The organism is Shimwellia blattae DSM 4481 = NBRC 105725, from assembly GCF_000262305.1.
GTDB classification, from domain to species: Bacteria; Pseudomonadota; Gammaproteobacteria; order Enterobacterales; family Enterobacteriaceae; genus Shimwellia; species Shimwellia blattae.
In genome coordinates, this window is record NC_017910.1 from 1,082,023 (window position 1) to 1,107,964 (window position 25,942).

Below are 25,942 nucleotides of genomic sequence, written 5' to 3' on the forward strand. Positions count from 1 at the left end.
ATGGTGTTTTTATGCAGCATTAATCATCGAGTGGGAATAATTTCGCGTCCGGCAACAGCCGGCACGTAAAGCAGTAAACTATATCTGAGCCCGCGTAACAGCGGGTTTTTTTATTTTTGGGCAGGGGGTTCTGGTTGTGATATCCGGAAAAGCCGGATGAAGGATGGGTTCTTAACGGTGGGGTATAGCATATCCTGCCCGGGATGCGGTGCACGCATCAGGCATTGATTCTGACTGGCTGAGGGTTAACGAAAGCGTTGCGTAGGGCTATTCCCTGTCCGCCGGGCTGATGCTCAGGCTGGATTGCTGCTGGGTTTGCTGTTGCTGGACTTTGTCCTGGTGGTGATGCCAGGCCCCGATGGAGGAGTAAATCAGACGACCGAAGAAGAACAGAAAACTGATGAGGAGAACGATACGAGTCATGCGGCTGTTAAATCGGTGTCGCTTACGCAGTGGGGTGCCGGGTTTTCGTATAGCAGATGCCTGTGTCACGCAATTATCCTTCAGGTATGCCCGCAGTGGGGCGACCCGCCCATTTAGTCATAGCGGGGGGGAGGGGTCAACAAATTTGTTGGGAAAAAGTGCGGTCGGACAGTTGATGGATAATTGTTATATAAATGAAATATTACCCAGAATAATTCGGCAAAAATTGCTGGAGAGTTCGAAAAAATAGAAATGTATCCAGAGTGTGGGGCTGTAAATTGACTTATGTCAAAAAATACCCAATAAAACCCATTACACTTTCTCATCCATTCTGATTTGCACTTAGTAAGTGATCAGGTAATTGTACTGGATGGATGCCGGTCTAATATAAACCATTTTGGATGTTGGTTTTTGGACGATAACTGGATGCATAAGCTAAGCTGGTATCACAAAAATAAAAACCAGTGGTGGTTTCTGCCATTAATATTACCTACGGTATTATTGCCGATAGCCGCATGGTGTAATTCCGGGACAGTCCTGGAAGGCTCACCGGTGGTGCTTTATTATTTGTCACCTGCGGTAATGATTTCTATTATGTTATTATTTGGCTGGAGTGCGCTGCCCGGTATTGTACTGGCGGTTTTTCTGCGCACGCTGGTACGTAGCGACATATTCGATGCAATTACTGCCGTATTCCACTACCTGGTCCCGCTCACTGTCAGCTGGGTGGGGTATCAGTGTTTTACTCCCCGGCACAACAGAGGCAGCTTTGGCGACAGCAACCTGACGTTTCAGCGTATGCTGTGGCTGGTGTTCTGTAACGCGATTCTGTTTTTCCTGTTTTATCAGTTTGCTATATTTTTCGGGCTGTATAATTATCAGAGTTATCTTTTTGGCAGTGACCCCTTTCGGATCACCACATTACTTAATTTTCAGGCGGTACTGGTAGGGTGTCTTACCGGGTTGCCGGTCAGTTATTTTATCATTCGCACTATTCGTAACCCACGTTACTTTTATACCTTAAAATCCAGAATGCGTGCGCAGTTTCATAGCGGAACGTCGCGGATTGAGATTGTATCCTGGTGTGCGATTATGGTTACTTTGCTGGCGCTGTTATTATTACCGCTCAGCGAAAACAGCACTATTTTTAACACAAATTATACTTTTACGCTTATATTGCCTGTGATGCTGTGGGGGGCGATGCGTTTTGGTTATTTATTTATAATGACCATCTGGACGGTGATTGTTATTATCTTAAGTCACTATTTTTACCGTTATATTCCCCATGATACTGATTATAAACTGCAACTGGCGATAACCTCATCGTGCTATCTGGTTTTTTCTTTTTGTATCTGTCTGATGGCCATTATTACCACGCGCCAGCGGGCTGACTCCGCGCTGGAGCGCCGCTTGTCGCTGATTGACCCGATGATCCAGCTGCCGAACTTACGCGCCTTATCCCTGGATTTAGGCAAATATCCCTCATCTGTTGTCTGTTTTTTGCGCATTCCGGGCCTGGAGCTGCTGGGCCGCAATTACGGCGTCTCGCTGCGCCTTAACTATAAGCAGCAGTTATCGGTGCTGTTGCGCCAGGAGATCGCAGACAACGAGCTGGTTTATCAGTTATCGGGCCATGAACTGGCGATGCGGCTGAATGGCGACGCCACCGCAGAGCGTATTGCCAGCCTGCACGACAAGGTAAAAGCGTTCCGCTTCCTGTGGGACGGGATGCCGCTGCAGCCGCAGGTCGGGCTCAGCTACTGTTATGTGCGCTACCCGGTGGATTATCTGCCGCTGCTGATGGGCGAGCTCAGCACTATGGCGGACCATTCGCTGATGACGAACCGCCCGGAGAGCGTACAGCTGCGCGGAGCAAGGCATGTTCAGAATTCGGTGAAGCGCAAAGTGGATATGCTAAACCAGCTCCAGCACGCGCTGGATAACGATAAGTTCCTGCTTCAGGCCCAGCGGGTTCAGGGGGCGCGGGGCGATCACTATTACGAAATCCAGCTGCAGATGCAGGGCGATGACGTGATTTATTTCCCGAGCCAGTTCTTATCTGTGGCGCAGGAGTTCGGGTTATCGTCGAAAATGGATTTATGGGCCCTGCACGCCACGCTGCGGTTTATTGATAAACACCGGGAAAGCCGACCGGGGATGCGCTGCGCGCTGAGCCTGACACCGGCATCCCTGTGCCGCACCCACTTCCCCCAGGAGGCCGCCGAGCTGTTCAGTCAGTATCACGTGGAGCCGTGGCAGCTGATTTTTGAGGTGACCGGTAATCAGGCGTCGTCCACGTTTGCGCTGGCGGATACTACCCTGCGGGGGCTGCGCGCCATGGGCTGCCGGGTCTGCATTACGGATTTTGGCAGCAACGGGGCAAGCTATCTGAGCCTGCGGGATATGAATGCCGATATGATGAAAATCGACGGCAGCTTTATCCGTAATCTGCCGGTCAGCAGTATGGATTACCAGATTGTGGTCTCCATCTGCCAGCTGGCCCGGGCCAGGGGGCTGCAAATTGTGGCGGGCTATGTGGAGACCGGTGAACTGCGCACCCTGGTAGAAAAGATGGGGATTGATTATCTCCAGGGCTCGGCCATTGCCCGGCCAGTGCCGCTGGTGCAGATAGCGGCCTGACAGCAGAAGGGCGGCTTATGCCGCCGCTTCCGGGGCGTCTTCCTCTTCGAGGGTGAGCTTCCAGCCCGGAATGCTTTCCCAGTATTGCTGTTCCCGTTCCAGATCCAGCATCACCAGGGCATTCTGGCGCAGCCAGTTATGGGGGAAACGCAGCGTCCAGTGGTTGTTGTCTGTGCTCAGGTGGAGTGTTTCGGGCCGGGTCGTGGCCTGGCGCTGGTTGTTGAGCAGCAGCCCCAGGCGCAGCATTTTCATCAGCGGCAGCACATGCTTTTTACGAAATACCGTAAACCGCGGCAGCTCGCTGAGCTTAATGGCTTTGCGGCTGAATCTGACCAGCGCCGCCATTAATAACTGCTGCTCCTGGGTAAAGCCCGGTAAGTTACTGTGCTGCAGAATATAGGCCGAGTGGCGATGCATGCCGCTGTGGCTGATGCTGATCCCCACTTCATGCAGCATGGCTGCCCACTTCAGCAGCGCTTCCGTTTGCGCGGTGGCGTGCTTCGGGCACTGCTGCTGCCACTGATCGTAAATACGCAGGGTGGTGTCCAGCACCCGGCGGGCCTGATCACCATCAATATGGTACTGGTGTGCCAGGCTCTGGGCGGTGCGGCTGCGAATATCCTGGTGGCGGAAGCGGCCTTCCATCTCATACAGCACCCCTTCGCGCAGGGCGCCTTCGGACAGGCGCAGCTCGCGAATTTTCAGCGCATCGAAAATACCGCATAAAATCGCCAGCCCGGGCACAAATACCGCTTTGCGCTCGTCTGAAAGCCCCGGCAGGCTGAGTGCGTTAAGGGTATTAAAGCGCAGCACGCGATCAACGAGTTTCTCAAGGCGCTCCGGGGTGATGATGCCGTCTTCGTCGCCCATCTGGATCAGTATCTCACGGGCGGCCTTAATGGTGCCGGAGGCCCCCAGCGCCACGTTCCAGCCGTGCAGGCGATACTGCCAGGAAAGGCATTCCAGCTTTTGCACTGCCGCCAGGCGGGCGCGGTTAAAAATCTTGCGGCTGAGCTCGCCGCTGGCGAAAAACAGCTGATTAAAGCTGACACAGCCCATGCGGCGGCTTTCAATCAGCTGGGGTTCAAAATCCTCCCCAATCACCAGTTCAGTGGAGCCACCACCGATATCTATCACCAGTTTGCGGCCCTTTTCCGGCTGGGTATGCTCAACGCCCATAAAAATCAGGCGCGCCTCTTCATTGCCGGAGATAACATCAATCGGGTAGGGGAGGAACGCCTCCGCCCGGCGGACAAACTCCGCCAGGTTCGCGGCCTGGCGCAGGGCGTGGGTGCCAACGATGGCGACATTATCCGCCGGAAAGCCCTGCAGGCGCTCGGCAAACAGCGCCAGGCAGGCCAGCCCGCGCGCCATTGCTTCTTCGGTCAGATTGTTGTTGTCATCCAGCCCTTCGGCAAGGTAGACCCGCTGTTTCAGGCGGCCAATGATTTGCAGCGCGCCATCCACCACGCGGGCAATGACCATATGGAAGCTGTTAGAGCCAAGATCGACGGCCGCAAACTCTTGCGGCCGGGGTATCTGTCTGGTTATCGGCATAATCGGTTATTCGGGCTGTTCCAGGGATTTTATATAGTCGTAAATCGCCATCTGGGCGCGAACCTTGCGGCGATTTCCGCGCGGAACATAACAGTTACTCAGTTCTTTGTCGATAATCCGCGCTTTGACCGTATCGCTGAATAAAATCTCGATAATATCCAGCACCTGCTGTTTGAGGCGCGGATCCAGCAGCGCCACGCCCACTTCGATGCGGTAATCGATGTTGCGGGTCATCCAGTCGGCGGAGGACAAAAAGACCTTTTTGTCGCCGCCGTTTTCAAAGATATATACCCGGTCATGCTCAAGGAAGCGATCAACAATACTGATAACCCGGATATTGTCGCTGATGCCCTCCAGCTGCGGGATAAGCGAGCACATGCCGCGGACCAGCAGCCGGATCGGCACCCCCGCGCAGGAGGCCGCATACAGGCGGTCGATCAGGCCGTTATCCACCAGGTTGTTCAGTTTGAGCGTGATCCCGCAGGGCTGGTCGTTGCGGGCGGCGGCGATCTCTTTATCCACCAGCGAGTACAGCAGGCGCCGGGAGTTCTGGGGGGAGACCAGCAGATGGTCGAAGGTGACCGGCCGGTAGGGGTTTTCAATAAAGTTAAAGACCCGGCGCACCTCATTGGTGATGCGGGCATCGGCCGTGAGCAGCGAGTAGTCGGTATAGATGCGCGCGGTTTTTTCGTTAAAGTTACCGGTGCCGATATGGGCATAGCGGATGATTTCGTCGTTTTCACGCCGGGAGATAAGAAACAGCTTGGCGTGGATCTTCAGCCCGGGGGCGGAGAAGATCACGTGAACCCCCGCTTCGGTCAGGCGTTTCGCCCAGTGAATGTTGGCTTCTTCGTCAAAACGGGCCTGGAGCTCAACCACCACGGTAACCTTTTTCCCGTTGTGGGCGGCGTGGATCATGGAGTTGATAATGCGCGAGTCCTTGGCGACCCGGTAAATATTGATTTTGATAGACAGCACGCTCGGGTCGAAGGAGGCCTGGCGCAGCAGCTCCAGGACATGCTCGAAGGTGTGATACGGATAGTAGAGCAGCACGTCCCGCTCGCGGATGGCATCAAACCCGTTACGGAACTTATCAAACCAGATATGGCGCAAACGCGGCAGCGGTTTGTTTACCAGGTTGGCTTTGCCCACATTGGGGAACTTAATAAAATCTTTAAAGTTATGGTAGCGGCCGCCGGGCACAATCGAATCATAGCGCGAGATGCTGAGCTTCTCGCGCAGGGTCTCGACCAGCGCGTCCGGCATATCGCGCTGGTAAACAAAGCGCACCGGCTCTGCGGTAAGGCGCTGTTTCAGGCTGGATGACATCAGCTCCAGCAGGCTGGATTCCATCTCGTTGACCAGGTCATATTCCGCATCCCGGGTCATTTTCATGGAGTAGGCGTTGAGGGCGTCGTAATCGAAGAAGCCCTTAAAAATATCATCAAGGCAGTAGCGCATGATGTTATCCAGCAGGATCATCGGCTTGCGCCGCCGCGGGATTTCCGGCGGCAGGTTAACGAAGCGCGGCACCTTGTCCGACGGGATCTCCAGCAGGGCGTAATGGGTACTGTCGGCGCGGATAATCTCTACCGCCAGGTAGGTGTAGTCATCTTTGAGAAACTGAACCAGATCCGTCTCCCGGGTTATCAGGATCGGCGTAATGTGCTGGCGCAGATAGTGTTTAAAGTAGTCACGCAGCCATAACTGCTGGTTGGGGGAGAGCTGGCGCTCGTTGATCAGGAAGATCTGGTTACGGGCCATCTCCAGCAGCAGCTCGTTGTACAGTGCATCGAACTCCTGGTCAGCTTTCAGCACCTTGCTCTGGATCTTACTCAGCAGGTGCCGGGAATGGGCGTTAGATCCCTGTTCTTCACTAATCAGAATGCGGCTTTTCAGCTCAGCAAAGCGGACTTTATAGAACTCATCCAGGTTATTCGAATAGATCCCCAGAAAGCGCATCCGCTCGATAAGCGGGTTGGTTTTATCGGCGGCTTCCTGCAGAACGCGTTCGTTAAACGACAACCAGCTCAGTTCTTTTTCGATGTAAAGTTTATCCTGACCCATTACCACTAGACTCCGGTTACTGACTTCTGGATGTGGAAAATCCTCTCACCCGCTGATTATTATGGCGAGCTTTTCAGTAATATGTCCAACCTGATGAGAAGACAAGAAAAATCGCTGTGAAAGGCGGGGAACAGGGCAAATAACGTGGCGCAGTTCGCGCAGAACCGCGCCACGAAAGAGGAGTCAGTTATCGGCGGCGTAGCCTTCCGGCGGCAGGGGGGCGCCGTCCAGCCAGGCTTTACCGTCGCGCATGACCAGGCGCTTGCTGGCAAACCAGCTGATGACCAGCGGGTAGATGGTGTGCTCCTGGTGCTGCACCCGGGCGGCGACGATATCTTCGTCATCTTCCGGGAATACCGGCACTTTGGCCTGTAACACCAGCGGCCCGCCATCGAGCTCCTCGGTAACAAAATGCACGGAGGTGCCATGCTCCCGGTCGCCGTTTTCCAGCGCCCGGCGGTGGGTGTGCAGCCCCGGGTATTTCGGCAGCAGGGAAGGGTGGATATTCAGCATCCGCCCCTGATAGTGCTGCACAAACCCGGCGCTGAGGATACGCATATACCCCGCCAGCACCACCAGATCCGGCTGCCAGGCGTCTATCTGCGCCATCAGCTGGTTATCAAACTCCTCGCGGCTGGCACTGGCCGCCGGCAGGACCACCCGGGCCGGGATCCCGGCCATCTCCGCCCGTTGCAGCCCGTAAGCATCCGCTTTATTGCTGAATACCGCACAGATATTCCCGGCAATTTTGCCCTGCTGGCAGGCGTCGATAATCGCCTGCAGGTTGCTGCCGTTGCCGGAAATCAGCACTATGATGCGCGTCATTTATGCGATAACCACAGGTTGCCCGGCGTCGGAGGCGTTAATCGAGCCGATAACCCACGCGGTCTCGCCAAGCCCGTTAAGCAGCTCAACGGCCCCCGCAGCCTGATCTGCCGGCAGGGCGATAACCATCCCTACCCCGCAGTTGAAGGTGCGGTACATTTCGTGGCGACTGACATTACCCGCCTGCTGCATCCAGGTGAAGATGGCCGGCCACTGCCAGCTGGACTCATCAATCACCGCCTGGGTGTTGTCTGGCAGTACGCGGGGGATATTCTCCCAGAAGCCGCCGCCGGTCAGGTGGGCGATGGCGTGAACATCGGCGTTCGCAATCAGCTCCAGCACCGGTTTAACATAGATACGGGTGGGCGCCAGCAGGTGGTCTGCCAGGGATTTGCCCTCCAGCATGTCAGCCAGCGGATCGGCACCGCTGACTTCAAGAATTTTGCGCACCAGCGAGTAGCCATTAGAGTGGGGGCCACTGGAGGCCAGCGCCACCAGAACATCGCCGTCGGCCACTTTACTGCCGTCGATGATGTCAGCCTTCTCAACCACGCCAACACAAAAGCCCGCCACGTCGTAATCTTCACCGTGATACATGCCCGGCATTTCGGCGGTTTCGCCACCCACCAGCGCACAGCCGGACTGCAGGCAACCTTCGGCGATACCGGTTATCACGCTGGCGGCGGTGTCCACGTCCAGCTTCCCGGTGGCGTAGTAATCAAGGAAAAACAGCGGTTCGGCCCCCTGAACCACCAGGTCGTTCACGCACATGGCCACCAGATCAATGCCAATGGTGTCATGGCGCTGTAAATCCATCGCCAGGCGCAGCTTGGTGCCTACCCCGTCGGTGCCGGAAACCAGCACCGGCTCGCGGTATTTTTGCGGTAACGCACACAGGGCACCGAACCCGCCCAGACCCCCCATGACTTCCGGACGACGGGTTTTTTTTACAACGCCTTTAATTCGGTCAACCAGCGCATTCCCTGCATCAATATCAACACCGGCATCTTTATAGCTAAGAGAGGTTTTATCGGTCACGGCTCAAGTCCCCACGGGTGGTATAGAGAAGAAAACGGCGCAATTCTATCAGTCAGGGCAAACGTTTGCGAGCCTCTTATAAGCGGGATATGAATTATTATTAACGTGGGCTCTTTGCCATTCCGTTGATCCAGATCAGGCACCTTAGATATGGCGCTGCGCAAAAAAAGCGGTATAATCCGGCGATTTTTTTTGCGGTTGCCGCTTTTTAGGAGAATGAGTATGAAGATCGTGGAAGTGAAACACCCACTCGTTAAACATAAGCTGGGCCTGATGCGTGAGCACGACATCAGCACCAAACGCTTTCGTGAACTCGCCTCTGAAGTTGGTAGCCTGCTGACCTACGAAGCGACTGCCGATCTTGAGACAGAAAAAGTCACCATTGAGGGCTGGAACGGCCCGGTTGAGATTGAACAGATCAAGGGTAAGAAAATTACTGTTGTGCCGATTCTGCGCGCAGGTCTGGGCATGATGGAAGGGGTGCTGGAGCATGTTCCCAGCGCCCGTATCAGTGTGGTCGGGATCTACCGTAATGAAGAGACCCTTGAGCCGGTTCCTTACTTCCAGAAACTGGTCTCCAACATTGATGAGCGCATGGCGCTGGTGGTTGACCCGATGCTGGCAACCGGCGGCTCGATGATAGCCACTATCGATTTACTGAAAAAAGCCGGCTGCAACAGCATTAAGGTGCTGGTGCTGGTGGCCGCGCCGGAAGGGATTGCCGCACTGGAAAAAGCGCACCCGGATGTTGAGCTGTATACGGCGTCGGTTGACCAGGGGCTCAATGAGCACGGGTACATCATTCCTGGCCTCGGCGATGCGGGCGATAAGATATTTGGTACTAAATAACAATTTGAGCCGACTTGATAGTCGGCTTTTTTTTGGTTCGTTCCACTGAAAAAAACAATACTGAGGAAAATACTATGACACGCCGGGCCATCGGGGTAAGCGAAAGACCACCATTACTACAAACTATCCCGCTCAGTCTGCAACACCTGTTTGCGATGTTTGGCGCAACGGTCCTGGTGCCGATTATGTTTCATATTAACCCGGCCACCGTGTTGCTGTTTAACGGTATCGGGACACTGCTGTATCTGTTTATCTGTAAGGGGAAGATCCCCGCCTATCTTGGCTCCAGCTTTGCGTTTATCTCCCCGGTATTGTTACTGCTGCCCCTGGGGTATGAAGTGGCCCTCGGCGGTTTTATTATGTGCGGCGTGCTGTTTTGCCTGGTGGCGCTGATTGTTAAAAAGGCCGGCACCGGCTGGCTGGATGTGATGTTCCCCCCGGCGGCCATGGGCGCAATCGTTGCCGTTATCGGTCTGGAGCTGGCGGGCGTGGCGGCCAATATGGCGGGCCTGCTGCCGGCAGACGGCACCACGCCGGATACCAAAGCGATCACCGTCTCCCTGGTGACCCTGGCGGTAACGATTTTCGGCTCGGTGCTGTTTCGCGGCTTCCTGGCGATTATCCCTATCCTGATTGGTGTGCTGGTGGGCTATGCGCTCTCTTTTGCCATGGGCATGGTGGATATTACCCCGATCCGCGATGCGCACTGGTTTGCACTGCCGACCTTCTATACCCCGCGTTTTGAGTGGTTTGCGATTTTCACCATTCTGCCTGCGGCGCTGGTGGTGATTGCTGAGCACGTTGGCCACCTGGTGGTCACGGCGAATATTGTGAAAAGAGATCTGCTGCGCGATCCGGGCCTGCACCGCTCCATGTTTGCAAACGGCTTTTCAACCATTGTTTCCGGCTTCTTCGGCTCCACGCCGAACACCACCTACGGTGAGAACATTGGCGTGATGGCTATCACCCGGGTATACAGCACCTGGGTCATTGGCGGGGCGGCGATTTTCGCTATCCTGCTCTCCTGTGTGGGCAAGCTGGCGGCGGCTATCCAGATTATCCCGGTGCCGGTAATGGGCGGGGTGTCTCTGCTGCTGTACGGGGTTATCGGTGCGTCCGGTATCCGTGTGCTGATTGAGTCAAAAGTGGACTACAGCAAAGCCCAGAACCTGATCCTGACGTCCGTTATTCTGATTATCGGTGTCAGCGGCGCGAAGGTGCATATTGGCGCTGCGGAACTCAAGGGGATGGCGCTGGCGACCATCGTCGGGGTTGGCCTGAGCCTTATCTTTAAAGTGATAAGCCTGGTTCGCCCGGAAGAGGAAATACAGGAGAGCGACGAAAAGCGCGCCTGATGCCGGGCCGGGCGGAGAGTTCCGCCCGGTTATGGTTTTGTGGTAAACTCACCCCGTTTTTACGCCATACCTGAAGAGGTTCCTCTGAATACACCGGCACAGCTCTCTTTGCCCCTCTACTTACCTGACGATGAAACCTTCGCGAGTTTCTGGCCAGGGGATAACGCCTCCTTATTAGCGGCCCTGCAAAATGTGTTGCGTCAGGAGCACAGCGGGTACATCTATCTGTGGGGCCGGGAAGGTGCCGGTCGCAGCCATTTGCTGCACGCGGCCTGTGCGGAGCTTTCCCAGCGTGGCGATGCGGTCGGCTATGTGCCGCTGGATAAGCGCACGTGGTTTGTTCCGGAAGTGCTGGACGGTATGGAGCAACTGGCGCTGGTGTGCATTGATAATATTGAGTGTGTCGCCGGGGATGACCCGTGGGAAATGGGCATTTTCAATCTCTATAACCGCATTCTGGAATCCGGAAAGACCCGGTTACTGATTACCGGCGATCGCCCTCCGCGCCAGCTGAATCTGCACCTGCCGGATCTCTCCTCGCGCCTTGACTGGGGGCAGATTTACAAACTCCAGCCCCTGTCTGACGACGACAAGCTCCAGGCGCTACAGCTGCGTGCCCGGCTGCGCGGGTTTGAGCTACCGGAAGATGTGGGGCGCTTTTTGCTCAAGCGGCTGGACCGGGAGATGCGCACGCTGTTTATGACCCTCGACCAGCTGGATCACGCCTCGATTACGGCGCAGCGCAAATTAACCATTCCGTTCGTTAAAGAGATCCTTCATCTCTAGTTTCCCTGGCCCGGCGAACCTGCTAATGGCCGTTTTGGGGGATGGAACACAGTAACACGATTCGGAACATGTTCGTTCAGTGAGCCTGTTCCGCTCCCCGACCCCCGGTATTCCTTTGTTGCACCCGAACCTGGTCGCGTCCTAAAGGGGAATGCCGATTCCCCTTTAGGGATACCCCCGGCCCGCGGGGAAACTGTCGCTGCGCGATACGCTCTGCTGCGCTTCAATCCTGCGGTCCGGTCGGGATTATTCGCCTCATCCATGAGGCTCACCCCTCCGGGGCCAGCGCAAGCGCTGTTTAACATTGTTCCTGACAATGTTAAACGACATCCTGTCTCAGCCCTCCCTGTGGCGGCCATCCGGGCCGCCACCCCTGGTCTTTTCAGCTTCGCGCCGCCAGTTTCTTTTACGCGGGACTGGAAAACCCCTGCGGTAAAACAACACAGTTTCAGCGGCTGAAATGCCGCTGAACGTTTGTTAATAGCCGCGAGGGTGTTAAACCCCCGCATAAAGGCAATCGGCGGAAACGCAGGTGCGGCTCAAGGACTGGCTGCCAGGATGGCAGCCAGAAGGAAGGTTGAGGCATGGATGCCGCATAACATTGTCAGGAACAATGTTAAACAGCGCTTGCGCTGGCCCCGGAGGGGTGAGCCTCATGGATGAGGCGAATAATCCTGACTGGTCCGCCAGAGCAAGCCGGAGTTGCAGCGAACCGCGCAGCGGCGATTGACCGCGGGCCGGCGAGGTCTCCAGGAGGGGGCCGGTTCCCCCTCCTGGAACGCGACCAGGTTCCGCACACAACATATGAGTGTCCATCGTCGGGGAGCGGAACCCGTTCACCGGGCGTTCATATGTCTGAACCTGATGTGGGTGAGAAAAAAAACGCTAGCGGGCGCTAAGCGCTCAGAGTATCTCCAGCACCTGCTCTGGCGGGCGGCCAATGCGCGCCTGGCCGTGGCTTACGACTATCGGGCGCTCTATCAGCTTCGGGTGGGTAACCATGGCGTCAAGCAGGGCGTCTTCACTAAGATTGGTATCGGCCAGATTCAGGCTCTTATACAGATCTTCTTTATGGCGCATTAACTCCCGGGCGCTGTGCATCCCCAGCATACTGAGCAACTGTTGCAGCGTGGCTTTGTCGGGCGGGGTCTCCAGGTAGAGCACCACCTGGGGGCTGACCCCGTGGGCCTGCAACAGCGCCAGCGTTTCGCGGCTTTTGGAACAGCGGGGGTTATGATAAATGGTCACGTCTGAACTCATCGGGATTCCTTAACGTTTTTCATATAGGGGCGGAAGCGTTGCTGTAACGTGCGGAACTGATCAATACGCGCATCGTAGCGCGCCTGCTGCAGGCTCCCCAGTTTGACCTGGTTGCTGGCACTGCTCAGCAGCGATATGGCCTGATCCAGATTACCAATCAGCCCCATCACCTCAGCCCTGGCGGCCAGCTCCTGATCCCGGTTCCCCAGTGCAGACTGGGCCTGGGCCAGCAGATCCCAGCCGTTGGTGTCGTCCGGGTGGCTGAAGGTATAGCGGTTGAGCAGGGTAACGGCACCTGCCGGTTGCCCCCCCTCGACCATGGCGTTGGCGAGGTTCAGCTGCAATACCGGATTTGTGCGCGAGCCCGGAGCGGCCTGCAGGCGTTTAATGGCGTCGGCGGCTTTATTCTGGCCAAGGTCGATATCGGTCATCAGATCCAGATACCAGGGGTTGTCCGGGTGGGCGCTGAGCAGGGGCTGAAGCTCCCGGGCGGCACCGGCGAAGTCTTTGTTTTGCATCGCCACCACGGCCCGGCCGTAGCGGGCGGCTGTCTGTTCGCGGCTGTTGCCGTTTGACCAGTTAGCCAGCATGTCGGTCACCAGCCCTTTCTGGTTTTCCGGCCCGTACATGCCCATCATCCTGGCCCGGGCCAGATAGAACTCTTCAGAAGACTGCACCACCACCGGGCGCATCTGGCTGGCGCGGTTGCGGGCATCCGACAGGCGGCTTTCCGGCAGGGGGTGGGTGAGCAGAATTTCCGGTGGCCGGGTCGCATAACGGGACTGGTCGAGCAGCTTCTCCATAAAGGCGGGCATGGCCTGGGGATCAAACCCGGCCCGTTGCAGCACCTGAATGCCGATGCGGTCCGCCTCCTGCTCATTTTGCTGGGTAAAGCTGATCATCCCCTGCTGGGTGCCCGCCATTGTGCCGGTCAGGGCCGCCATCCCCGCCTGGGGGCTGGCCATCGCCAGTAAAATAGAGCCCAGCGCACCCACCCAGGTCAGGGGGGCGTTGCGCTGCTGGTCTTCCATGGCCCGGGCCAGATGGCGCTGGGTCACGTGGGAGATTTCGTGCGCCAGCACCGATGCCAGCTGGCTTTCATTGTCTGTGTAGCGAAACAGCGCCGAGTGCAGCACCACATTGCCGCCAAAAAAGGCGAAGGCGTTAATATCGTTATTGTTAATCAGATAAAAATGGAACGGGGTACGCACCGAGTTCGCGTGGGACACCAGGCGGCTGCCGAGATTATTGACATACTGCACCAGCAAGGGATCGTTGATAAGCGGTGCGCTGCCGCGTAACTGGCGGACATAAAAATCCCCCATCTGCAGCTCCTGACCAATAGACAGGGTATTGCCCGCAGAGGTGCCGATATCCGGCAGTTGATCCATGCTGGTATCCGCACGGGCGGGGAGCGCCTGGCCGGTAAATACTCCGGCAACCAGCGCGGCGATTAATGTTGTTTTTAGTTGCCTGAGCATAACTTTTGTCCTGTAAAGTCAGTTCCCGTTTTTGACCGGCCAGACAGTAAATTGTTCATTTGTTCCGATTGACTGGGAGTGTAGCCGCTCCCGGGCGGGAATGAAATGCCATTCATACGCCGATTCAGCCGCCCGGCGCGGCGGTAAAAATCTGATACTTTATTGTGACAATTCGCTACACTGCGTGGCTGATTATTATCACCTGTGGTGATCAAGGACACGATCGATGCTTGATTTGATATTGCAGTGGTACCGCCGCCGTTTCAGCGATCCGGAAGCGATAGCGTTGCTGGTTATCTTGTGTGCGGGTTTTCTGATTTTATTCTTCTTTTCCGGCATTCTGGCCCCGCTGCTGGTGGCCCTTGTTCTGGCCTATCTGCTGGAGTGGCCCACGGTACGCCTGGAGCGGCTGGGCTGTTCCCGGCGCCTGGCAACCTCCCTGGTGCTGGTGGTCTTTGTGGGCATTTTGCTGCTCCAGGTGCTGGTGGTGGCGCCGATTGCCTGGCAGCAGGGCATTTATCTGATTCGCGATATGCCCGGCATGCTGACAAAATTATCCGATTTTGCCTCCACCCTGCCTGAGCGCTACCCGGCGCTGGTGGATGCCGGGATCATTGATGCCATTGCTGAAAATATGCGCACCCGGCTGGCGGCCATGGGCGACTCGGTGGTGAAGCTGTCCCTGGCGTCGCTGGTCGGGCTGCTGACACTCTCTATTTATCTGGTGCTTGTGCCGCTGATGGTGTTCTTTCTGGTGAAAGACAAAACCCAGATGCTCAACGCGGTGCGCCGGGTGCTGCCGCGTAATCACGGTCTGGCCGGGCAAGTGTGGCAGGAGATGAACCAGCAGATCAGTAACTATATCCGCGGCAAAGTGGTGGAAATGGTGGTGGTCGGGGTGAGCACCTGGATTGCCTTTATCTTGTTTGGTCTCAACTATTCGCTGTTGCTGGCGGTGCTGGTGGGCTTCTCGGTGCTGATCCCGTATATCGGGGCGGTGGCGGTGACTATCCCGGTGGTGTGTGTGGCGCTGTTCCAGTTCGGGCTGACCACCGAGTTCTGGAGCCTGTTTGCGGTCTATCTGGTTATTCAGGCGCTGGACGGTAACCTGCTGGTGCCGGTGCTGTTTTCCGAAGCGGTAAACCTGCACCCGCTGGTGATTATATTGTCGGTGGTGATTTTCGGCGGGCTGTGGGGGTTCTGGGGGGTATTTTTCGCCATTCCGCTGGCCACGCTTATCAAGGCCGTATGGCATGTACTGCCGGACAACCCGGTGCGGGATACGCCAGATACGCAATAAAGCCGGTGCTCGCCGGCTCTATTGCGGGCGGGCTCAGGCGTGCTCGGCTAACCAGTTCAGCACGATGTCGTGATGGTTGGTGGTTTTAAAGTCATCAAAAACCTTTTCAACCACGCCGTTGCCATCCAGCAGGAAACTGATGCGGTGAATGCCGTCGTAGGTTTTGCCCATAAATGATTTCTCACCCCAGACACCAAACTGCTCGCACACTTTGTGATCCTCATCGGACAACAGGGTGAAGTTGAGCAGCTCTTTTTCGGCAAAGCGCGACAGTTTTTCGGGTTTATCGGTACTGATCCCCAGCACTTCAACACCGGCTTTTTTGAGTGCGTCCATGTTATCACGCAGGCCACAGGCCTGAACGGTACAACCAGGGGTCATAGCTTTAGGGTAGAAATAAACCAGAACGCGCTGCCCCTGGAAGTCGGTTAAATTCACTTGTTCGCCATCCTGGTCGGGCAAGCTAAATTTCGGTGCGCTGTCACCGGCTTTCAGTGGATTCATTACAACTCTCCGTCTTTGTTTTATTCATCTGACTGTCTGTTTACGACGATAAGTTAACGACGCTAATAGTGCCCTGTGCATTGAGCTCTGTACAGAGGGCATTAAAGGCTTGTTCGAGATTTAACGTGTCGTGTGATACCGGGCTGTGGGCCGTGATCTGAATATACAGCCGTGGCGTGGCGCTGCCGTTATCGTTTTGAGTGCGCGAAACCAGTTCCGCAATATTCATCTGCCAGGTGTCGAAAAGATCGGTGAAGCGCTCAATCAGGTGGGGGGAGTCGTCTACCTCAACCTGAACCCAGACCGTGCCGGGCATGGGCGGGCGCTCCTGGGCGGTGGTGCGCTTCATCACTATCAGTAAATCCAGCTCGGCGCCTTTCAGGGGCAGGGTGGATTCAATCAGCGTAATGGCGTTCCAGCTGCCGGAAAGTAACATAATAAAAGTGAACTCTTCCCCCAGCATGGCCAGGCGGCTGTCTTCGATATTGCAGCCGCAACTGCTGACATGGCGGGTGATGGTATTGACGATCCCCGGGCGGTCCGCCCCCAGGGCGGTAATAACCAAATAGTGTTGTGATGAGGCAGTCAAACGTGCGATTCCTGTGACGCGAAGAGATAATTATAAGGAAAGCATAAAAAAAACCGCCATACAACCGCCGGAGTCCCCCACGCCGCTTGCTTTTAAGGCTATACCAAAAGTACCATTACGAGACTTGTTTGCGTAGAGGATCGCCAATGTTCACGGGAAGTATTGTCGCGCTTGTTACACCGATGGATGACCAGGGCAACGTTTGCCGGTCTGGCCTGAAAAAACTGATCGATTATCATATCGCCGCCGGGACTTCGGCGATTGTTTCTGTAGGGACAACCGGGGAGTCTGCTACCCTGAGCCACGACGAGCACGTTGATGTTGTAAAACTCACCGTAGAGCTGGCGGACGGGCGGATTCCGGTCATTGCCGGGGCGGGCTCTAATGCCACTGCCGAGGCTGTAGCGCTGACGAAGAGTTTCGCTGATGTGGGTGTGGTGGGCTGCCTGACGGTGACCCCATACTATAACCGCCCGACCCAGGAAGGGCTGTTCCAGCATTTCAGCACCATTGCCGCGAACACCGATTTGCCGCAAATACTGTATAATGTGCCGTCCCGTACCGGTTGCGATATGCTGCCGGAGACGGTTGGCCGTTTGTCTAAAGTTAAAAATATTATCGCGATTAAAGAAGCCACCGGGAACTTATCCCGCGTTCAGCAGATCAAAGCGCTGACCGGGAATGATTTTATCCTGCTCAGTGGCGACGATGCCAGCGCGCTGGATTTTATGCGCCTGGGTGGTCACGGGGTCATCTCCGTGACGGCGAACGTTGCCGCAGCCGATATGGCGACCATGTGCCGTCTGGCGCAGGAAGGCAAATTTGACGAGGCGCAGGCCATCAACCTGCGTTTGATGCCGCTGCATCATGACTTATTTATTGAACCCAACCCCATCCCGGTAAAATGGGCGTGCAGAGAGTTGGGACTTGTGGCGACCGATACCATGCGTCTGCCGCTGACCCCGCTGAGCGAGCAGTACAGCCCGGTGGTCGTCAACGCGCTCAGGCATGCCGGTTTGCTGTAAAGTTTAGGGAGATTTGATGGCTTACTCAGTACAGAAGTCGACGGTTGCAACCGTGGTGGGCCTTGCGCTCACCATGATGCTGACAGCGTGCAGCAGTGATTCGCGCTATAAACGCCAGGTCAGCGGTGACGAGTCCTACCTCGAAGCGGCGCCGTTAGCTGAATTGCATGCCCCGGCAGGCATGATCCTGCCTGTCACCTCCGGGGATTACGCTATCCCGGTTACCAACGGCAGTGGTCTTACCGGCAAGCAACTGGACATCCGGCCCCCGGCTCAGGCACTGGCGCTGGTGACTGGCGCACGTACTCAGTTTACCGGTGATACTGCCACGCTGATGGTGGAAAACGGGCGTAGCGGCGGACTGTGGCCACAGGTTGTCAACGTGGTGCAGGGGCAGAATTACACCATCACCAAACGTGATGATGCCGCCCAGACCCTGTCAACCGACTGGGTACAGTGGAACCGCGCCGATGAAGACCAGCAGTATCGCGGTCGCTATCAAATTACCGTGCGCCCTCAGGGGTATCAGCAGGCGGTTGTTGTGAAGCTGGTTAACCTTGAACAGGACGGTAAACCGGTGGCTGATCCTTCTGCACTGCAGCGCTACAGCGCCCAGATGCTGAATGTCATCTCTGCGGGTCTTGATAAAACCCAGACCGCACGCCAGAACGCGCTGGATAACCGCAACGTTAACCAGATAAGCGTTCAGAGCGGTGCTGATGATACCGGTCTGCCGCTGCTGGTTGCCCGGGCGCCGTTCAGCGTTGTCTGGAGCCGGTTGCCTGCCACACTGCAAAAAGTGGGCATGAAGGTGACCGACAGCACCCGTTCAACCGGGAATATGACCGTGGAATATAAACCGGGCAGTGCGGACTGGAGCGAGTTAGGGGTCAGTGAGCCTGATCTTGCCTCCGGCGAATATAAAGTTCAGGTCGGCGATCTGGATAACCGCAGCAGCATTCAGTTTATTGATCCGAAAGGTCATACGCTTAGCCAGTCCCGCAATGATGCGCTGGTCGCAGTATTGCAGGCGGCGTTTAACAAATAATAAAAAGGCCGGTGCGATCCGGCCTTTTTTCATCGTGGCTACGCAAACGTGTGCGTGGCCCGATGAGCAGGGATCCATATGTTAAATCCTCATACCACGCGAGTGGTCATTTATCCGGAGTAAGAAAGATGCAAAAGCAAGCTGAGTTGTATCGTGGCAAAGCGAAAACCGTCTACAGCACCGAAAATCCCGACTTGTTAGTGCTCGAATTTCGCAACGATACTTCAGCAGGAGACGGGGCCCGCATTGAACAGTTCGACCGCAAAGGCATGGTGAATAATAAATTTAACCATTTTATTATGACCCGGCTGGAAGAGGCAGGCATTCCGACCCAGATGGAAGCGCTGCTGTCGGATACCGAATCCCTGGTCAAAAAGCTGGAGATGGTGCCGGTTGAATGCGTTATCCGTAACCGGGCGGCCGGTTCCCTGGTTAAACGTCTGGGCATCGAAGAAGGGATCGAGCTCAACCCGCCTCTGTTCGATATGTTCCTGAAGAACGACGCCATGCACGATCCGATGGTCAACGAATCCTACTGTGAAACGTTCGGCTGGGTGAGCAAGGAAAACCTGGCGCGCATGAAGGAGCTGACCTTCAAAGCCAACGACGTGCTGAAAAAACTGTTCGATGACGCCGGTCTTATCCTGGTGGACTTCAAACTGGAGTTCGGCCTGTTTAACGGCCAGGTAGTGCTGGGGGACGAGTTCTCACCAGACGGCAGCCGTCTGTGGGATAAAAAAACCATGGATAAAATGGATAAAGACCGCTTCCGCCAGAGCCTGGGCGGCCTGATTGAGGCCTATGAAGAGGTTGCTCACCGTCTGGGCGTGAAGCTGGACTGATCACGCAATCGTTTTCTTGTTCAGGCGGGGATACCGGTGCGGTATCCCCGTTTTTTATCCGCTTTTTATCTGCTTTCTTATGGTAATTCTTGCGAGAATCACCCAGGATCAATAGGTCGCGGTCCTGGTTTTTCCGGTTTGATGTTTTACCGACACCAGAGGCCGTTATTCTTTGGGATGGTTATCTGGAGTATGCAGTATGGATTTGAAAGACAGGCGTGAAAGCCAAAATGTTGAAGACAGACGTAACGACACTCAGGGGCCTTCGCTGGGTGGCGGCGGTGGTTTTCGCATTCCCCGCGGCAAGGGTGGCCTGATTCTGCTGGTGGTCGTGGTGGTGGCCGGTTACTACGGGGTGGATCTCAGCCCGCTGCTGACGGGCGATATGTCCGGCTCCGGGCAGCAGTCGGTACAGCGCCAGACCATCAGCCCGGATGATGAGAAAGCCGCTAAGTTTACCTCGGTTATCCTTGGCACCACGGAAGATACCTGGGGCGAAATCTTTACCAATATGGGCAAAACCTACCAGCAGCCGAAACTGGTTATGTATCGCGGCGCAACCCGCACCGGCTGCGGTACTGGCCAGTCTGTGATGGGGCCGTTCTACTGCCCGGCAGACAGCACAGTCTATATTGACCTCTCGTTCTACGACGATATGAAAAACAAACTGGGCGCCGGTGGTGACTTTGCCCAGGGGTATGTGGTCGCCCATGAAGTGGGCCACCACGTGCAGCACCTGCTGGGCATTGAACCGAAAGTTCGCCAGCTCCAGCAGAACGCCTCCGAAAAAGAGGTGAACCAGCTCTCTGTGCGCCTGGAACTGCAGGCAGACTGCTTTGCCGGGATCTGGGGGCAGAAAATGCAGCAGCAGAATGTGCTGGAAGAGGGCGACCTGAAAGAAGCCCTGAACGCGGCCCAGTCCATCGGGGATGACCGTCTGCAACAGCAAAGCCAGGGCCGCGTGGTGCCGGACAGCTTCACCCACGGCACCTCAGAGCAGCGTTACACCTGGTTTAAACGCGGCTTTGATACCGGCGATATCAAGCAGTGCGACACCTTTGGAGGCCAGCTGTAATTTGTGACTATCATGGATGATCGGACCATTGTGTCCACCCTGTGCGCCATGGCGCAAAACATGGCGCACAGCGGGTATCGCCGCTTACTGGTCATCAGCGGCGATGCTGAGTGGAGCCTCGCCCGTGCCGGGCAACTGTCCACAGCCCTTGGCACGGAGTGCTTATGGGTCGGGCCACAGCCCCTGGTGGGCACCGGTTGCCCGCCACGCCAGCTGCGCAACCTGCTCGGGCGCGAGTTCCACCACGGCGTCTTTGACGCCCGCAGCAGCGTTGATGCCGAAGCCCTGGCGGCCATGAGCGGCACGCTCACCGCCGGAAGCTGGCTTATCTTACTGGTGCCACCGTTATCCCGGTGGCCACTCACCCCCGATACGGATTCACCGCGCTGGAGCGATACGCCGGCGCCCATCGCCACCCCCCGTTTTATTCACCATCTGATACGCACGCTGCAAAGCGACAGTGAGGTGGTCTTCTGGTCCCGTGAGGAGGGGCTGCGCTGCCATGAAGCCCCCCCGCGCCCGCGCTGGCAGGCCGCTGCGGGCGCACCGGAGGCCGGGCAGCGCGCCATTCTTGAACAACTGTGCCATATGCCCCCGGGTGTGGCGGTGCTTACCGCTGAGCGCGGGCGGGGCAAATCGGCCCTGGCCGGGATGCTGCTCCGGCGCGGGCCTGGCCCGGTGCTTGTCAGCGCCCCGGCCCGGGTATCAACCGATGTACTGGCCCGCCACGGGGGCGAAAAATTTCAGTTTATCGCCCCGGATGCGCTACTGGCGGCCCTGGAGGCGGGCAGTGCGCCGCCTGCGGACTGGCTTATTATTGATGAGGCGGCCGCCATTCCCGGCCCCTTGCTGGCCCGGCTGGCCCGCGCCTTTCCCCGCACCCTGCTGACCACAACCGTCCAGGGGTATGAAGGCACCGGCAGGGGCTTTTTACTGAAATTCTGCGCAGCACTTCCCGGGGCGAGCTATTTCACCCTCACCACGCCAATGCGCTGGTGTGCCGGTGATCCGCTGGAGCGGGTCATCAGCCAGATGCTGCTGTTTAACGATCTCAGCGGGGAGACACAGGTCGCCGATCCGGTTGTTATCGCCCCTGTATCGCGCCAGTGCTGGCAGGAAGAGAGCCGCGAACCGGCTGAGCTGTACGGGCTGTTGAGCAGTGCGCACTACCGCACCTCGCCGCTCGATTTACGCCGGATGATGGATGCCCCGGGGCAGTCTTTTATGGTGGCCCGGGGGGGCGGGAAAATGTGCGCGGCCCTCTGGCTGGTCAGGGAAGGGGGGCTGTCTGCGCCCCTGAGCCAGGCCGTCTGGGCCGGTTACCGCCGCCCCCGGGGTAACCTGGTAGCCCAGTCGCTGGCGGCCCACGGGGGCAGCCCGCTGGCGGCCACCCTGCACGGGTTGCGGGTCTCGCGTATTGCGGTGATCCCCTCCCGCCAGGGGCAGGGCACCGGCCAGCGGCTGATTGCCGCCGCGCGCCAGGCGGCAGGCGAGCAGCTGGATTACCTGTCGGTCAGTTTTGGTTATACCCCGCAGCTCTGGCGCTTCTGGGCCCGTTGCGGCTTTGTGCTGGTGCGGGTGGGCTCCCGCCGGGAGGCGAGTAGCGGCTGCTACAACGCCATGGCGCTGCTGCCGCTCTCGCCCCGGGGCCAGGCCATGGTGGAGCACGAACACCGGCGCCTGTGTGAAGACTGGCACTGGATGCAGCCGTGGATTGACGAGGTTATTCCCCTGCCGGTGGCGGCACGCACTATGCTTACAGAAGAAGACTGGCAGGAGCTGGCCGGGTTTGCCTTCGCCCACCGGCCAGTGGAGGCCTGCACCGGCGCCCTGAGCCGCCTGCTGGCGTACCGGTCTGACGGTCTGGCAGCTCTGCGCTGTCGCCTGGTGGCGCAGATTTCCGATGCGCAGATCTGCCGGCAGTTTCAGTTATCCGGGCGAAAAGCCCTGCTGGCCCACTGGCGTAGCGAAGTGGCCACTGCGCTGGCGGCCTGCCTCCCTGACGGGGCACAGAGCCTGAAACGCCAGATATTGCAATTGCAATTTTTGCAATAAGACGTTCAGTGGCTGTGGCTGGTCATCTGCGCCACCGGGCATAGAATGGTGACATCAGTGACGAGCCCTGCCCGCTAAGGGGCGGGCCAAAAGGAGAGCACCATGAGAGACGACCATTTTGTTGTTCAGAGCCCCGCCGCCCCGGCACGGCAGTTGATCCTGCTGTTTCACGGTGTCGGGGATAATCCGGTTGCCATGGGGGAAATTGGTCGCTGGTTTGCTCCGCTGTTTCCTGAAGCCCTGGTGGTGAGTGTGGGCGGGCCCAGTCCCAGCGGCCCGGGTGCCGGGCGGGAGTGGTTTTCCGTGCGCGATATTACGGAAGAAAACCGCCAGCAACGGGTCGATGCGATAATGCCTGAGTTTATCCGGCAGATACAGGCCTGGCAGCAACACAGTGGGGTGGGCCCGGCGGCCACGGCACTGGTGGGGTTTTCCCAGGGGGCCATTATGGCGCTGGAAAGCCTGAAAGCCGCACCGGGGCTGGTTTCCCGGGTGGTTGCGTTTAACGGGCGCTTTGCATCACTGCCTGCGGCTGTACACGCGGCGACCACGGTGCATCTGATCCACGGTGAGGATGACCCGGTTATCCCGCTGGTATACGCGGTAAATGCTCAGGAAGCCCTGGCCGCAGTGGGCGGGGATGTGACACTGGATATTGTCGACGATCTGGGCCACGCCATTGATCAGCGCAGTATGCAGTTTGCCCTGGATCACTTACGTTATACGGTGCCGAAGCACTACTTTGATGAGGCACTGGGAGGCGGGGCCAAACCGGGCGATGATATTATCTCGCTGATGTAACCGGAAATAACACGGGCCGCACAACAGGCGGCCCGCATTGCTCTGGCCGGGTTATTTCTTTTTCGGCCAGTCGTCTTCATCGTCCCATTTATCGTTAAAGTCACGATGGGGCGGCAGATCGGGTTTGTTATCCAGATACTTCTTCGGATCGATCCGCTTCAAATCTTTGATCACGTTAATAAACATTCCCAGCAGGACGATCAGAATGATCACCCACCAGTATTTTGACAGCCAGTCCATGGGCGGCTCCTGTGTATATCAGGTCAGGCGACGAGTTGTTCCATTATACGCTGGTACATACGTGCCAGTAGCTGAAGATCCGCCGCGTTCACGCATTCATTGATTTTATGAATGGTCGCATTTACCGGCCCCAGCTCCACCACCTGTGCCCCCATGCGGGCAATAAAGCGCCCGTCTGAAGTGCCGCCGGTGGTCAGCAGCTGCGGCTTAATTTCATTATAGTGCTCAACCGCGTTAACCACGGCATCGACCAGTTTCCCCCGGGATGTCAGGAACGGCTGGCCGGAGAGGGACCACTCCAGGGTATAGCGCAGCTGGTGTTTGTCCAGCAATGCGGCAACGCGCTGTTTGAGGATCTCGTCGGTCACTTCGGTACTGAAGCGGAAGTTAAACTGAACAAACAGCTCCCCCGGGATCACGTTGTTACTGCCGGTCCCGGCCTGAATATTGGCGATCTGCATACTGGTGGGCGGGAAAAATTCGTTGCCTTCGTCCCAGACAATATTAACCAGCTCATCAAGCATCGGGGCTGCCCGGTGTACCGGGTTATCCGCCAGGTGCGGGTAGGCCACATGCCCCTGAACCCCGTGAATCGTCAGGTTGCAGGTCAGTGAGCCCCGGCGGCCATTTTTCACCACATCACCGACGATTTCGGTGCTGGAGGGCTCGCCCACCAGGCAGTAGTCCAGGCGCTCCTGGCGCGCCATCAGCGCTTCCACCACTTTGACGGTGCCGTTATGGGCGCAGGCTTCTTCGTCGGAGGTTATCAGAAATGCCAGGCGGCCCCGGTGATCCGGGAACTGGGCCACAAAACGCTCGGCGGCAACCACCATGGCCGCCAGTGAGCCTTTCATGTCTGCCGCGCCGCGGCCAAACAGCATCCCGTCGCGGATGGTCGGCTCAAAAGGCGGGTTCAGCCAGCGGGATTCATCCCCCGGGGGGACCACATCCGTATGACCGGCAAAGGCGAGGGTCTCGCCGGTGCCGCGCCAGGCCCAGAAGTTTCGGGTATCGGCAATGTTAATCTCTTCGATGGTAAAACCGATGGCGCGCAGGCGTTCTGTCAGCAGTGCCTGACACCCGGCGTCATCCGGGCTGAGAGAGGGGAGACGAATAAGCTGCTGAGTCAGCTCAATAACCGGGCATGACATAACACTACACCTCACTGAAAAATTGCTGATAACGGGACGCATCAAATCCCAGCAGCATAGGCTTACCGGGCGAGCAGAGCAACGGGCGTTTAATGATAGCGGGCATCTCCAGCATCAGTGCGATGGCGCTTGCGTCATCGGTAATGGCGGCTTTGCGCTCAGCATCCAGCGTGCGCCAGGTGGTGCCCCGGGTGTTCAGCAGCGCATCCCGGCCCAGTTCGGCGACAAACGTTTCCAGCAGGGCGCTATCCAGCCCGTCTGTGCGGTAGTCATGAAAGCGATAATCTATCTGGTGCTCTTCCAGCCAGCGGCGGGCCTTTTTGATAGTGTCGCAATTTTTAATGCCATAAAGGAGGGTCATTGTCAGGCAGTCCTCAGGGTTGCGAATGTTGATGTGTGCATTTTTAGCGAATTTTTGTTCACCAGCAGGTGGCGGCCACCACTATACCTGATGTTCCCGGCAGAGGTTAAATGTGGCCGGGTACTCTGTTTACGGCATATTTCCCCGGCAGCGGAACGCTCCCCCCCGCCAGGGGTGAAATAGCAGGAAAGCACCGGTTTATAGCTATTTTCTCCATAGCATAAATGTTGTTTAAATATATTTGAATTGTTATTTGAAAATTGATTGCCTGATTACCACGTGAAAAAGATAACTTACTGACAGTTAGTGCTATTTGTGTGTCATGCGGGAAGGATATGTCGCAAAATGTTGCGCGTGATCACACTTTGCTTACATTGCGGCAGGCATAGTGAATTCATGAATTGATAGCCGATTTAAAGAAAACCGATTTCACTAATAGGATAAAGATTATTCAATCCCTGGTGTGGTTATCGTACAATCTCTGTCAATGAAAGAGAGGTAATTATGATTGAACACGAATTGGGAAACTGGAAAGACTTTATTGAAGGCATGCTGCGTAAATAATCTGGTCATGGTTTCTCGTAAGTAATGTGCTGTTCCCTCTCAAGGATGATTAGTGGCAATAGCCCGAACAAAAAAGGCGACCTCCGGGGCCGCCTTTTTGTTTGTC

24 protein-coding genes are annotated in these 25,942 nt (G+C 56.8%); 12 read left to right on the plus strand and 12 right to left on the minus strand.

The window, feature by feature from the left end; genetic code table 11:
- Positions 1–267 precede the first annotated feature (267 nt).
- Positions 268–453 (minus strand): YfgG family protein, encoded by a 186-nt coding sequence (locus EBL_RS05050; protein ID WP_162138170.1) that lies wholly within the window; start codon positions 451–453, stop codon positions 268–270.
- Between the two features lie 396 nt (positions 454–849).
- Here EBL_RS05050 and EBL_RS05055 point away from each other — a divergent pair, with 396 nt between their 5' ends.
- Positions 850–3,063: a sensor domain-containing phosphodiesterase gene (locus tag EBL_RS05055; protein ID WP_002441311.1), complete on the plus strand. Its 2,214-nt coding sequence runs from the start codon at positions 850–852 to the stop codon at positions 3,061–3,063.
- Positions 3,064–3,078: 15 nt separating this feature from the next.
- Here the strand turns inward: EBL_RS05055 and ppx are convergent, their stop codons facing one another.
- The 4 genes from ppx to purM form a co-directional block, all read right to left on the minus strand.
- Positions 3,079–4,620, minus strand: coding sequence for an exopolyphosphatase (gene ppx, locus EBL_RS05060; protein WP_002441309.1), 1,542 nt, complete (start codon positions 4,618–4,620; stop codon positions 3,079–3,081).
- Between the two features lie 6 nt (positions 4,621–4,626).
- Entirely contained in the window at positions 4,627–6,687 is a 2,061-nt protein-coding gene (gene ppk1, locus EBL_RS05065; protein WP_002441307.1) for a polyphosphate kinase 1, read from the minus strand.
- Between the two features lie 183 nt (positions 6,688–6,870).
- Entirely contained in the window at positions 6,871–7,512 is a 642-nt protein-coding gene (gene purN, locus EBL_RS05070) for a phosphoribosylglycinamide formyltransferase (protein WP_002441305.1), read from the minus strand.
- A complete protein-coding gene (gene purM, locus EBL_RS05075) occupies positions 7,513–8,550 on the minus strand; it encodes a phosphoribosylformylglycinamidine cyclo-ligase (RefSeq protein WP_002441303.1) in 1,038 nt (345 codons plus the stop codon).
- A 222-nt stretch (positions 8,551–8,772) separates the two neighbouring features.
- Here purM and upp point away from each other — a divergent pair, with 222 nt between their 5' ends.
- The 3 genes from upp (at position 8,773) to EBL_RS05090 (ending at position 11,540) form a co-directional block, all read left to right on the plus strand.
- Positions 8,773–9,399: a uracil phosphoribosyltransferase gene (gene upp / locus EBL_RS05080; RefSeq protein ID WP_002441301.1), complete on the plus strand. Its 627-nt coding sequence runs from the start codon at positions 8,773–8,775 to the stop codon at positions 9,397–9,399.
- A gap of 74 nt (positions 9,400–9,473) precedes the next feature.
- Complete coding sequence (uraA, locus tag EBL_RS05085) at positions 9,474–10,754, plus strand: uracil permease (protein ID WP_002441299.1); 1,281 nt, start codon at positions 9,474–9,476, stop codon at positions 10,752–10,754.
- 84 nt (positions 10,755–10,838) lie between these two features.
- On the plus strand, positions 10,839–11,540 hold the full coding sequence (locus EBL_RS05090; RefSeq protein ID WP_217995385.1) for a DnaA inactivator Hda: 702 nt from the start codon (positions 10,839–10,841) through the stop codon (positions 11,538–11,540).
- A gap of 903 nt (positions 11,541–12,443) precedes the next feature.
- On the opposite strand, the gene arsC is transcribed toward EBL_RS05090, so the two are convergent.
- On the minus strand, positions 12,444–12,800 hold the full coding sequence (arsC, locus tag EBL_RS05095; RefSeq protein ID WP_002441295.1) for an arsenate reductase (glutaredoxin): 357 nt from the start codon (positions 12,798–12,800) through the stop codon (positions 12,444–12,446).
- Positions 12,797–14,281, minus strand: coding sequence for a beta-barrel assembly-enhancing protease (gene bepA, locus EBL_RS05100; RefSeq protein WP_002441294.1), 1,485 nt, complete (start codon positions 14,279–14,281; stop codon positions 12,797–12,799). The genes arsC and bepA overlap by 4 nt, the downstream gene beginning before the upstream one ends.
- Positions 14,282–14,507: 226 nt before the next feature.
- Here bepA and EBL_RS05105 point away from each other — a divergent pair, with 226 nt between their 5' ends.
- On the plus strand, positions 14,508–15,581 hold the full coding sequence (locus EBL_RS05105; RefSeq protein WP_002441292.1) for an AI-2E family transporter: 1,074 nt from the start codon (positions 14,508–14,510) through the stop codon (positions 15,579–15,581).
- A gap of 33 nt (positions 15,582–15,614) precedes the next feature.
- Here EBL_RS05105 and bcp read toward each other — a convergent pair whose 3' ends face one another.
- Complete coding sequence (bcp, locus tag EBL_RS05110) at positions 15,615–16,085, minus strand: thioredoxin-dependent thiol peroxidase (RefSeq protein WP_002441289.1); 471 nt, start codon at positions 16,083–16,085, stop codon at positions 15,615–15,617.
- 40 nt (positions 16,086–16,125) lie between these two features.
- Entirely contained in the window at positions 16,126–16,674 is a 549-nt protein-coding gene (locus tag EBL_RS05115; RefSeq protein ID WP_002441287.1) for a glycine cleavage system transcriptional repressor, read from the minus strand.
- Positions 16,675–16,820: 146 nt separating this feature from the next.
- Here EBL_RS05115 and dapA point away from each other — a divergent pair, with 146 nt between their 5' ends.
- The 6 genes from dapA to ypfH all read left to right on the plus strand — a co-directional run bounded on the left by dapA (position 16,821) and on the right by ypfH (position 23,520).
- A complete protein-coding gene (gene dapA / locus EBL_RS05120) occupies positions 16,821–17,699 on the plus strand; it encodes a 4-hydroxy-tetrahydrodipicolinate synthase (RefSeq protein ID WP_002441285.1) in 879 nt (292 codons plus the stop codon).
- A gap of 16 nt (positions 17,700–17,715) precedes the next feature.
- The gene (gene bamC, locus EBL_RS05125; RefSeq protein WP_002441283.1) at positions 17,716–18,747 is read left to right on the plus strand and encodes an outer membrane protein assembly factor BamC; all 1,032 of its coding nucleotides are present in this window, start codon (positions 17,716–17,718) and stop codon (positions 18,745–18,747) included.
- A 128-nt stretch (positions 18,748–18,875) separates the two neighbouring features.
- Positions 18,876–19,589: a phosphoribosylaminoimidazolesuccinocarboxamide synthase gene (gene purC / locus EBL_RS05130; RefSeq protein ID WP_002441281.1), complete on the plus strand. Its 714-nt coding sequence runs from the start codon at positions 18,876–18,878 to the stop codon at positions 19,587–19,589.
- 199 nt (positions 19,590–19,788) lie between these two features.
- Positions 19,789–20,664, plus strand: a complete 876-nt coding sequence (ypfJ, locus tag EBL_RS05135; RefSeq protein ID WP_002441279.1) for a KPN_02809 family neutral zinc metallopeptidase — start codon at positions 19,789–19,791, stop codon at positions 20,662–20,664.
- 12 nt (positions 20,665–20,676) lie between these two features.
- Complete coding sequence (locus tag EBL_RS05140) at positions 20,677–22,719, plus strand: tRNA(Met) cytidine acetyltransferase TmcA (RefSeq protein ID WP_014715886.1); 2,043 nt, start codon at positions 20,677–20,679, stop codon at positions 22,717–22,719.
- A 102-nt stretch (positions 22,720–22,821) separates the two neighbouring features.
- On the plus strand, positions 22,822–23,520 hold the full coding sequence (gene ypfH / locus EBL_RS05145; RefSeq protein WP_002441274.1) for an esterase: 699 nt from the start codon (positions 22,822–22,824) through the stop codon (positions 23,518–23,520).
- A 51-nt stretch (positions 23,521–23,571) separates the two neighbouring features.
- On the opposite strand, the gene EBL_RS05150 is transcribed toward ypfH, so the two are convergent.
- From EBL_RS05150 to EBL_RS05160, 3 genes are read right to left on the minus strand one after another with little or no spacing between them, the layout of a single operon-like run.
- The gene (locus tag EBL_RS05150) at positions 23,572–23,760 is read right to left on the minus strand and encodes a YpfN family protein (RefSeq protein ID WP_002441272.1); all 189 of its coding nucleotides are present in this window, start codon (positions 23,758–23,760) and stop codon (positions 23,572–23,574) included.
- A 23-nt stretch (positions 23,761–23,783) separates the two neighbouring features.
- Entirely contained in the window at positions 23,784–24,911 is a 1,128-nt protein-coding gene (gene dapE / locus EBL_RS05155) for a succinyl-diaminopimelate desuccinylase (RefSeq protein ID WP_002441270.1), read from the minus strand.
- Positions 24,912–24,915: 4 nt separating this feature from the next.
- Positions 24,916–25,272 (minus strand): ArsC family reductase, encoded by a 357-nt coding sequence (locus EBL_RS05160; protein WP_002441268.1) that lies wholly within the window; start codon positions 25,270–25,272, stop codon positions 24,916–24,918.
- Between the two features lie 504 nt (positions 25,273–25,776).
- Here EBL_RS05160 and ypfM point away from each other — a divergent pair.
- Entirely contained in the window at positions 25,777–25,836 is a 60-nt protein-coding gene (gene ypfM / locus EBL_RS20470) for a protein YpfM (RefSeq protein ID WP_100181659.1), read from the plus strand.
- The last annotated feature ends 106 nt before the right edge of the window (positions 25,837–25,942 follow it).